This window comes from Synechococcus sp. R55.2, assembly GCF_047462075.1.
GTDB lineage: Bacteria > Cyanobacteriota > Cyanobacteriia > Thermostichales > Thermostichaceae > Thermostichus.
Genome location: NZ_JANSIH010000089.1, coordinates 1 through 8,489, shown reverse-complemented (window position 1 = coordinate 8,489; position 8,489 = coordinate 1). Strand labels below are relative to the sequence as shown.

The window sequence follows — 8,489 nt, the reverse complement described above, 5'->3', positions numbered from 1 at the left end:
GGGTGACCCGGACGGAAGAGGAGGGATCCGTTCGGGCTCCTTCTCAGCCTTGCCCCACGAAGACTGCATGGCGGAAAGAGGCGGCTGGCAGGTGCAGGGCCGCTGGCTGGGGTATGGGGAGCTCACAACCCGTCTGGCAGCGCCCAAGGGTCATCTGCCGGTGGGCTTTTTTTGGGGCTACTCAGGTGGCCTACGTGCGGCGCTGCTGATGCTGGATCGGGCGGTATTGAAAAAGTTCAAAGCCTGCCTGTAAAAAACTCCCCCCTCCCAAAGGGAGAGGGGCTGGGGAGTGAGGGGATAGAAAGCCCTAGTAGCGGTGCACCAGCTTGTTGATGGGCTTGAAGATGTCTGCCTCAAACTTTTTGCCCTTGAGCATGCGGTTCCAATAGAGCCAGGGTAATAGATGCACCTTGGCTAGGTACATGGAGTAGCGCTCCCGCGTCGGATCCAGCGGGAAGGAGGGAGCCAGTTTCCCCCCGTAGGCAAACTCCGCCATGATTAGGGAGTTATAGCCTGTGATCAGGGGACAACAGGTGTAGCCATCATACTGGGCCACCGGGGGCTTGGACTGCATGGCAGCCAAGAGATTTTCGGCCAGTACCGGCGCTTGCTTGCGGGCGGCAGCCGCCGTTTTGGACGTTGGCAGAGAAGAGGCATCTCCCAAGGAAAACACGTTGGGGTAGCGGGTGTGCTGCAGCGTTGCCTTATCCACATCCACCCATCCTCCCGGCCCGGCCAGGGGGCTGCGCTTGACAAAGTCCGGAGCGCTCATGGGCGGAGCCACGTGGATCATGTCGTAGTGCAGGCTCACCTCTTCTTTGCCATTGTCGGTGGTGACTTCAAAGATGGCTTCCTGAGTCTCAGGCCGGATGGCTTTGAGGTTGTGCTTGAATTTCACCTGGATCCCTCGCCGCTCTACCACCTTCTCCAGGGCAGCACTGTACTCCGGCACGGCAAAGAGAGTGGGAGTGGCTGTGCAAAAGAGAACCTTGGTGTTGACGCCAACCCCACTTTTGCTTTTGAAGACATCGTCGGCCAGGTACATGATTTTTTGGGGGGCGCCACCGCACTTGATTGGGGTAGCCGGGTACGTGAAGATGGCTGTTCCCCCCTTGAAGTTGCGGATGGTCTCCCAAGTGTAGGGGGCGTAGTCCTTGGAGTAGTTGCTGGTTACTCCTCCTTTGCCCAGCGCCTCCGGCAAGCCCTCGATCAAGTGCCAGTCGATTTGGATCCCTGGGGCCATTATGAGGTAGTCGTACTGAATAACCTGGCCGGTCTCGGTGATGACGCGGTTGTGATCTGGATCCAGCTCTGCCACTCGCGCTTGAATCCAGGTGGCTCCCTTGGGGATCACAGTCCTTTCGTCCCGGATAAACTTGGCCAGGGGGGCAATACCTCCCCCTACCAATGTCCAGCCGGGCTGGTAGTAGTGCTTGTCGGAGGGCTCGACAATCGCGATATCAAGATTGCGCTTGCGCTCCAGCAACTGGGCCGCTGCGCTGATGCCGGCAGCCCCTCCTCCCACTACAACAATTTGATGGTGAATGACAGGTTGCGAAGTTCTGGAGGTGGATCCCTCCACGCCAGGGCGCCCGTTCGTTTGGGTGGAGGCGGGTGGGGATTGGGTTTTGAGTTCCATTGGCTTAGTAGTCGTTGACACAGCAGTTTCCTCAAACAGAACTGAACTTGAGCTCAAGAAGCTGTTTAGTTTAATGCGGAAGAACCTGTTAAATGACAGCCAACAACCCCGAACTGGCAATCCGTAGAAGACTCTGCAGATTGCCAGCCTTCAGGAGTTGCAGCTGGGAAACAAGCGTAATCATAACACCCGATAAGAATATAGCCATTTTTTCAAGCTGTCGAGAATTTGAGGCAAATCTTAGCCTGGGACTTAGGCTTTGTTGACGCTGGTGGCAGCAGTGGCATCTCGGAGGATGAGCAGCATCCGCTAGGCTGTGGACTGTACGAAGGATTTGCCGCCGGGTTCACGGCTGGCCTTCAAGTTCTGTTGCGATTCAACTGGAGACCTTCATCACGATGGCAAAATCCATCCCTGCTGGCTCATTGCCGGTTGCTCCCTGGCACGCCCTGCCCGAAGAGGAAGTTGCCCGCCAAATCGTTGCAGTGGATCTGCCTCTGGCGGCGCTTCTGGAACGGGGTCTGTCTCAAGCTGAGGTGATCCAGCGGCAGAAGCAATATGGCCCCAACGAGCTAAAGGCCAAGGCAGCTACCCCGGCCTGGGTGAAGTTTCTGCAGCAGTTCAACCAATCCTTGCTCTACATCTTGATGGTTGCCGGGGCGGTCAAGGCGTTCTTGGGATCCTGGCGCAATGCCATCGTGATCTGGGCGGTGGTGGTAATCAACGCTCTCATCGGCTACATCCAGGAGTCCAAAGCGGAGGAAGCGATTGCCGCTCTGGCCCAGTCGGTGGTGACGGAGGTCACGGTCATCCGGGAGGGGCAAAAACTGCGGGTGCCCTCGCGGGAGCTGGTGCCGGGGGATGTGGTGCTCTTGAGCTCGGGAGATAAGGTACCCGCCGACCTGCGCTTGCTGAGCGTGCGCAACTTGCAGGTGGATGAATCGGCCCTGACCGGAGAGTCGGTGCCGGTGGAAAAACGGCTGGGATCCCTGCCAGAGGAGACTTCTCTTGCGGACCGCCAGAACATGGCCTATGCCGGCAGCTTTGTTACCTTCGGCCAAGGAGCGGGGGTGGTGGTGGCCATTGGCAACCAGACTCAAACAGGCCGTATCTCGGAGTTGGTCGAAAAGGGGGGATCCCTGCAAACCCCCCTGACTCGCAAGTTCGAGGAGTTCAGCCTCATGCTGCTCAGGATCATCCTCAGCTTGGCCGGGCTCACCTTTTTGGTGGGATTGGCTCAGGGACAGGGGGCGGCCAGTGTCTTTGAGGCGGCAGTGGCGCTGGCGGTGAGTGCTATCCCCGAAGGCTTGCCGGCGGTAGTCACTGTAACCTTGGCGATTGGGGTTTCCCGCATGGCAAAACGCCACGCCATTATTCGCAAGCTACCGGCAGTGGAAACCCTGGGCAGTGCCACGGTGATCTGCTCTGACAAAACCGGCACCCTCACGGAAAACCAGATGACGGTGCAGGCCATCTACGCCGGATCCCAGCTCTACCAAGTTACGGGCAGTGGCTACAGTCCTCAGGGACAAATCCTGGCCCAGGAGGGGGGTGATCCAGTGGAAGTGGAGCGGCTGCTGGCGTTACAGGCTTGTCTCTTGGCCGGCTGCCTCTGCAATGACACCCGTCTGCAACCCAAAGACAACGGCCAGTGGGAGGTGGTAGGGGATCCCACCGAAGCTGCCCTCATTGTGGCAGCCCAGAAGGGGGGTCTGGATCTGGAAGAACTGCAGCGCCGCCGCCCTCGCCTGGACAGCATCCCCTTTGAATCCGAGTTTCAGTACATGGCTACCTTACACAGATTGGGGCCGGAGGAGCATTGCATTTACGTCAAGGGATCCGTAGAGGCTCTCTTGTCCCGCTGCCATAGCCAGATGGGATCCCAGGGGGAGATCCAGCCTCTGGAAGAGGAGCGGATTCGCCAGCAGGTGGAGGCCTTGGCACAGCAGGGGCTGCGAGTTCTGGCCTTTGCCCAAAAAACCGTCCCCAGCAGCCAAACTCGGGTGGATCACCCCGATCTGGAAGGGGATCTGGTTTTCTTGGGATTGCAAGGAATGATCGACCCGCCGCGGCCAGAGGCCATTGCGGCAGTGCATTCCTGCCAAACGGCTGGGATCCAGGTGAAGATGATCACCGGCGACCACGTGCTCACGGCTCAAGCCATTGCCGAGCAGATGGGCCTGGGGGGTGGCAAACCAGTCAAAGCCTATAGCGGCCAGGATCTGGAGCGGCTCAGCCCCGAGAAGTTTGTTACAGCCGCCAATGAGGGATCCGTCTTCGCACGGGTGGTGCCAGAGCAAAAGCTGCGCCTGGTGGAAGCTCTGCAAGCGCGGGGGCAGATCGTGGCCATGACCGGCGATGGCGTCAACGACGCTCCGGCCCTAAAGCAAGCAGATGTGGGGATTGCCATGGGGCGAGGCGGCACCGAAGTGGCCAAAGCTGCTGCCGACATGATCCTGACCGATGACAACTTCGCCTCCATTGAGGCAGCCGTTGAGGAGGGGCGCACGGTTTACAACAACCTGCTCAAAGCCATTGCCTTCATCCTGCCGGTGAACGGAGGGGAGTCAATGACCCTTCTCCTCAGCGTCCTCCTCAACCGCAAACTGCCCATTTTGGCCATCCAGGTGTTGTGGCTCAACATGATCAACTCCATCACCATGACGGTGCCTCTTGCCTTTGAGCCGAGCACAGGCCGAGAGATGACTCGCCCGCCGCGGGATCCGAACGCCAACTTGCTCTCTCCTAGGCTGCTGCAGCGCATCCTGCTGGTGTCCGTGTTCAACTGGATCTTGATCTTCGGGGTTTTTGAATACATCGAACAAACCACCGGCAACCTTAACCTGGCCCGCACCATGGCCATCCAAGCGTTGGTGATCGGGCGCATCTTCTACTTGCTCAGCCTCAGCCAGGCCATTCCTACCCTGTTGGGCCGTGGACGTGCCAGCCAATTGGAGCACCATGAGCGCCTCATGGATACAGCAGCCATTGCCATCGGCATTGGGGCGGCCATCCTGCTGCAGATCCTCTTCAGCCAGTGGAGCTTGTTCAACATTATCTTCGACACAGCACCCCTGTCTTGGGAGCAATGGGGCTTTTGTTTGCTGGTGAGCTTGCCACTCATCGTTGTCTCAGCGGTAGCCAATCGAGTGGATCCTGAATGAATAACTTGCTTTGGGCAACTCGCGCTCACTGCGCTCCCATCTGAAGAAGTGCCGAAGAGGGGATCCCTCAGCCATTACTCAGATGTAGCCGGCCTCTGCCAAGAGATAAAAATGCCTGCTGGCCTAGGTCTGATGGCATCCAGCTTCACACCGCTCTGGCTGTCTTTTCGACCGATTTGCGCAAGGCAATCACCATCTCAGCGGCGGTTTTTTGGAAAGTCGAGCCTGTTTTCTGGCGGAAGTTGCAGAAGACGTGATCAGAGTTCGGGGCACCTGACGAGTGAGGATGAGGTTGTCTCCAAGCAATGCCTATCCCCTGCGCGCCTTCGGCCATGGGGTGAAGTCTCAATTGCTTTCCCCTCTCAAAGGCGGTCAATTGCATCTGCGCCACGGCACCACCCCTATTCCAACGGCAATCTTTTGTCAGCTCCCTCCACGCAAACCCCAGCAGCCTTCAGCGCTTGAGTTCTTTTTGCCTCCATCACCTTTTGGCAAGAGCGGGAACATCTCTTGAGTGAGAAGAGGCTTTTCCTTCCGAGCTGCCGGCTCAAGGAACAGGAGAAAAACCTGTCTTCAAAAAAGCCTCCGACTTTCGGTTGCAGGGGTACACCATAAGGCTATGATCTTAGGGGAAGGATGTAGGACATTAAAAAATGTCAGATATACCACCACAACCTTTAACCGGGAAGGCTCTGCTCCAGAAGGTCGAAGCGTTGGGGCATCTTCCACGCCGAGAAACGGCAAAGCGATGTGGCTATGTAACCATGACCAAGACCAACAAGCCTCGCGTCAACTTGAATGAGTTCTATGACGCGGTGCTGGCGGCAAAAGGTCTGAGTCTCAGCCCAAGTTCCAGCCGGGACAAGCGCGGTCGTGAGCCAACCTTTCGGGTCAGCGTTCACAAAAATGGGCAGTTGATCATTGGGTCGGCCTACACCGAAAAAATGAATCTCAAACCCGGGGATGAGTTCGAGATTCAGCTAGGTTACAAGCACATTCACCTCAAGCAAGTGCTAAACGGCCAGGTGGTGGAGGAGTCAACCCCAAGTAAAGAAGCTTCCCCCAAAGCGACTCGCGGTCGCCGGAAAAAAACTGCTGGGGCTTGAGCCGCTGCCGGGCCGGGAGTGAGGAGAAGGGATCCAGTTGACGAACTGTCACTGCGCAGCTTTCTTCCCGCTTTGCCCTCTTTAAGATGGGATCCAAAGCCTAGGTTCACCGATCTTGCTGACCCTAGATAAGGATCCCTATGCAACAGAAGGTTCAGCCACCCCTCAAGTTTTTGCCGCCGCGATTGACGCCTTGGGTCGTTCATTTCGCTCAAGCAGGCTTGCCCTTTTGGTTGCGATGGACCAAAGGGATCCCTCGCGTTGAAGTAGAGGGGGGAGAGCGTTTGGCTCAGCTTTATCAGCAGTTTGAGGCGGGCAAGATTCGCCTGCTGGTGGCGTTTCGACACCCGACCCTCGATGATCCCCCCTGCTTGATGTACTTGTTTGCCCATCTCCTGCCGCAGGTGGCCCAACGCCAGGGGATCCGCTTTCGGGGCCGACCCCACGTTTTGTTTGTTTATGACCGCGGCCTACCTCTGTGGCTGGGATCCGTTGCCCGTTGGGGCTTGCCGCGCTTGGGCGGGATCCCGATTTTGCGAGGCCGTCTGGATCGGGCAGGGCTAAAAAGTTCTCGTGAGCAGTTTGTATCGGGCCGATATCCGCTGGCGGTAGCTCCAGAAGGAACGATCAACGGTATGAGCAGTCTTCTCAACCCGTTGGAGCCGGGGGTAGCCCAGATGAGCTTTTGGGCGGTGGAGGATCTGCACAAGGCGGGACGGCCAGAGCAGGTGCTGATCTTGCCGGTAGGCCTTCGCTATTCCTACCTGCGGGATCCCAGTGCCGCTCTGAATAGATTGCTCAGCCGCATGGAGGCCGATTGCAAGCTGCCGCCCACGCGCTCGGCTCACGCCGGTCAAGCCTTTTTGCTGGCCCGTATCCTTCGCTTGGGAGAACACCTGCTCCAGGTCATGCAGACCTTCTATGAGCGCTTCTATGCCCCTGCTCTTCCTGCTGCAGATAGAGCCCAAGTTAAAGAGGGGGATCTGTTGGCGCGTCTTCAAAGCTTGTCAGATCTGGCCCTGCGGGTGGCCGAGCAACATTTCGGCCTAGAGCCTCAAGGAGACTTCATCGAGCGGCGGCACCGCATCGAACAGGCGGGCTGGGCCTGGATCTACCGCGAAGATATTGCCGATATTGCTGGTCTCTCGGCTCTGGAGAGGGGGCTGGCCAATCGAGTGGCTGCTGAGGCCAGTTTTCACCTCTGGCACATGCGCTTGGCGGAAACCTTGATGGTGTTTGCGGTGCGCCCCATGCCCGAGCAGCCCAGTCTGAGTCTGGATGAGTTGGCGGAAACTGCCCTACGCCTCTGGAGTCTGCTGGCTTGGATCAAAGGAGAAAATCCCGTCGGAACTGCTCCCCCCCGCTTGGGCCCCCGCCTGGCGCGTTTCAGCATTGGGGATCCCCTCTCGGTTTCCGAACGCTGGCCCGCCTACCAGGCCAACCGCCGACAAGCCGTACAAGCCCTCACCCAAGATTTACAAGCAGAAATGGAGCGGCTTATCAAAGGGATCCCGTGCTCCCCTGCGGTCCTCCCTGCTGTCTGACATGCCTAGTCGGCTCAGGGGCAAAAAGTGTAACAATTCCTGAGACATCTTGTGAGATATTTCGTGAAAGTAAAACGAACTTTTGCATTATCTGACAAGCAGGTGAAGGAAAGGGGAAGTTTCTGGCTCTTGGGGTAGAAAGGGGGCAGAAAGGAAGTGAGGCTCGTTGGCTTGGTCTATGTCTGATGAGCTGCTCCGCGCCATCCGCAGACGCGACCTGGAGGCCGCCACTTCAGCCGTGCAGCATTTGCGTTCTCGCCATTTAAGTGAGGCTGTGATCACCTCGATGGTGATGGTGGCCGTGGAGCGGTTGGCATGGGATGAAGGCGACCGGGCCGCCGCCAGTTGGTTACTGCGTCGCTGCTCCAGACGACGGCGCTGAAGGGATCCCCCCTGGCCCAGAGGTCATTGCGATACTTCCCCTTTCCCTGGATCCGAGGGGCTTCCCGTGTCAACCTGCCCACAAAGCCCTATCCGCAGAGGGATTAGCTTTCTTCCTTGCCCTTGTTCGGATCGTCGGGATGCTGTCGGTCTTCATCAAGGAACATAAGCCTCTGGCGAACAGCCAATCGGTACTCGGAGGTGCGCCGAGAGAGAGAAGTCCACGCTCCTGCGCTGCCCAATTTAGACTTCTGATATAGCAAGGACGCGCTGGGAGCGAAGCCAACGGTTTGGGCATCCCCAATGGCAGCCAGATCGGCGCTTAAGAAGACAAACTGCCAGCTCTCCTTCTCGGTTTTTTCCTTGATCATCTTCTCAATTTGCTCTTTGCGGAACTCGCGACTGGCATTCTCTTGCCCATCGGTTACCACAACCATCACAACCTTGGCCGGGCGATCTGCCTCGCTGAGTTCGCTGAGGCTCTTTTCTAGGTCGATGATGCCGCGCCCCATGGCATCCAGCAAGGGAGTAGAAGCTAGCGGCACGTAGGTCTCGCGGGTCAGCTCAGGGACCTCGGCAATTGGCTTGAAGCGGTGAATGACTTCATAGGGATCCTGGGAGTCGAACTGAACCAAGGTAAGGGTGGCACTTCCTC

At 57.9% G+C, this 8,489-nt stretch carries 7 protein-coding genes and 1 pseudogene; 5 read left to right on the top strand and 3 right to left on the bottom strand.

Features of this window, described 5'->3' with window-relative positions:
* Window positions 1-253, top strand: a pseudogene (locus NW838_RS03350) (protein kinase); the annotation flags it as partial.
* 54 nt (window positions 254-307) lie between these two features.
* On the opposite strand, the gene NW838_RS03345 reads toward NW838_RS03350, so the two are convergent.
* The gene (locus NW838_RS03345) at window positions 308-1,660 is read right to left on the bottom strand and encodes an FAD/NAD(P)-binding oxidoreductase (RefSeq protein ID WP_414355637.1); all 1,353 of its coding nucleotides are present in this window, start codon (window positions 1,658-1,660) and stop codon (window positions 308-310) included.
* 377 nt (window positions 1,661-2,037) lie between these two features.
* Here NW838_RS03345 and NW838_RS03340 point away from each other — a divergent pair, with 377 nt between their 5' ends.
* Entirely contained in the window at window positions 2,038-4,803 is a 2,766-nt protein-coding gene (locus NW838_RS03340; protein WP_414427496.1) for a cation-transporting P-type ATPase, read from the top strand.
* 145 nt (window positions 4,804-4,948) lie between these two features.
* Here the strand turns inward: NW838_RS03340 and NW838_RS03335 are convergent, their stop codons facing one another.
* The gene (locus tag NW838_RS03335; protein WP_414374263.1) at window positions 4,949-5,185 is read right to left on the bottom strand and encodes a hypothetical protein; all 237 of its coding nucleotides are present in this window, start codon (window positions 5,183-5,185) and stop codon (window positions 4,949-4,951) included.
* A 271-nt stretch (window positions 5,186-5,456) separates the two neighbouring features.
* Between NW838_RS03335 and NW838_RS03330 the strand changes: the two genes are divergently transcribed.
* The 3 genes from NW838_RS03330 (at window position 5,457) to NW838_RS03320 (ending at window position 7,835) form a co-directional block, all read left to right on the top strand.
* Window positions 5,457-5,909: an AbrB family transcriptional regulator gene (locus NW838_RS03330; RefSeq protein ID WP_011432404.1), complete on the top strand. Its 453-nt coding sequence runs from the start codon at window positions 5,457-5,459 to the stop codon at window positions 5,907-5,909.
* A 140-nt stretch (window positions 5,910-6,049) separates the two neighbouring features.
* Entirely contained in the window at window positions 6,050-7,453 is a 1,404-nt protein-coding gene (locus NW838_RS03325) for a 1-acyl-sn-glycerol-3-phosphate acyltransferase (RefSeq protein WP_414427495.1), read from the top strand.
* 166 nt (window positions 7,454-7,619) lie between these two features.
* Window positions 7,620-7,835: a hypothetical protein gene (locus NW838_RS03320; protein ID WP_414355633.1), complete on the top strand. Its 216-nt coding sequence runs from the start codon at window positions 7,620-7,622 to the stop codon at window positions 7,833-7,835.
* A 103-nt stretch (window positions 7,836-7,938) separates the two neighbouring features.
* Here NW838_RS03320 and NW838_RS03315 read toward each other — a convergent pair.
* A partial coding sequence (locus tag NW838_RS03315; RefSeq protein WP_414427494.1) for a hypothetical protein occupies window positions 7,939-8,489 on the bottom strand: 551 nt, incomplete at its 5' end.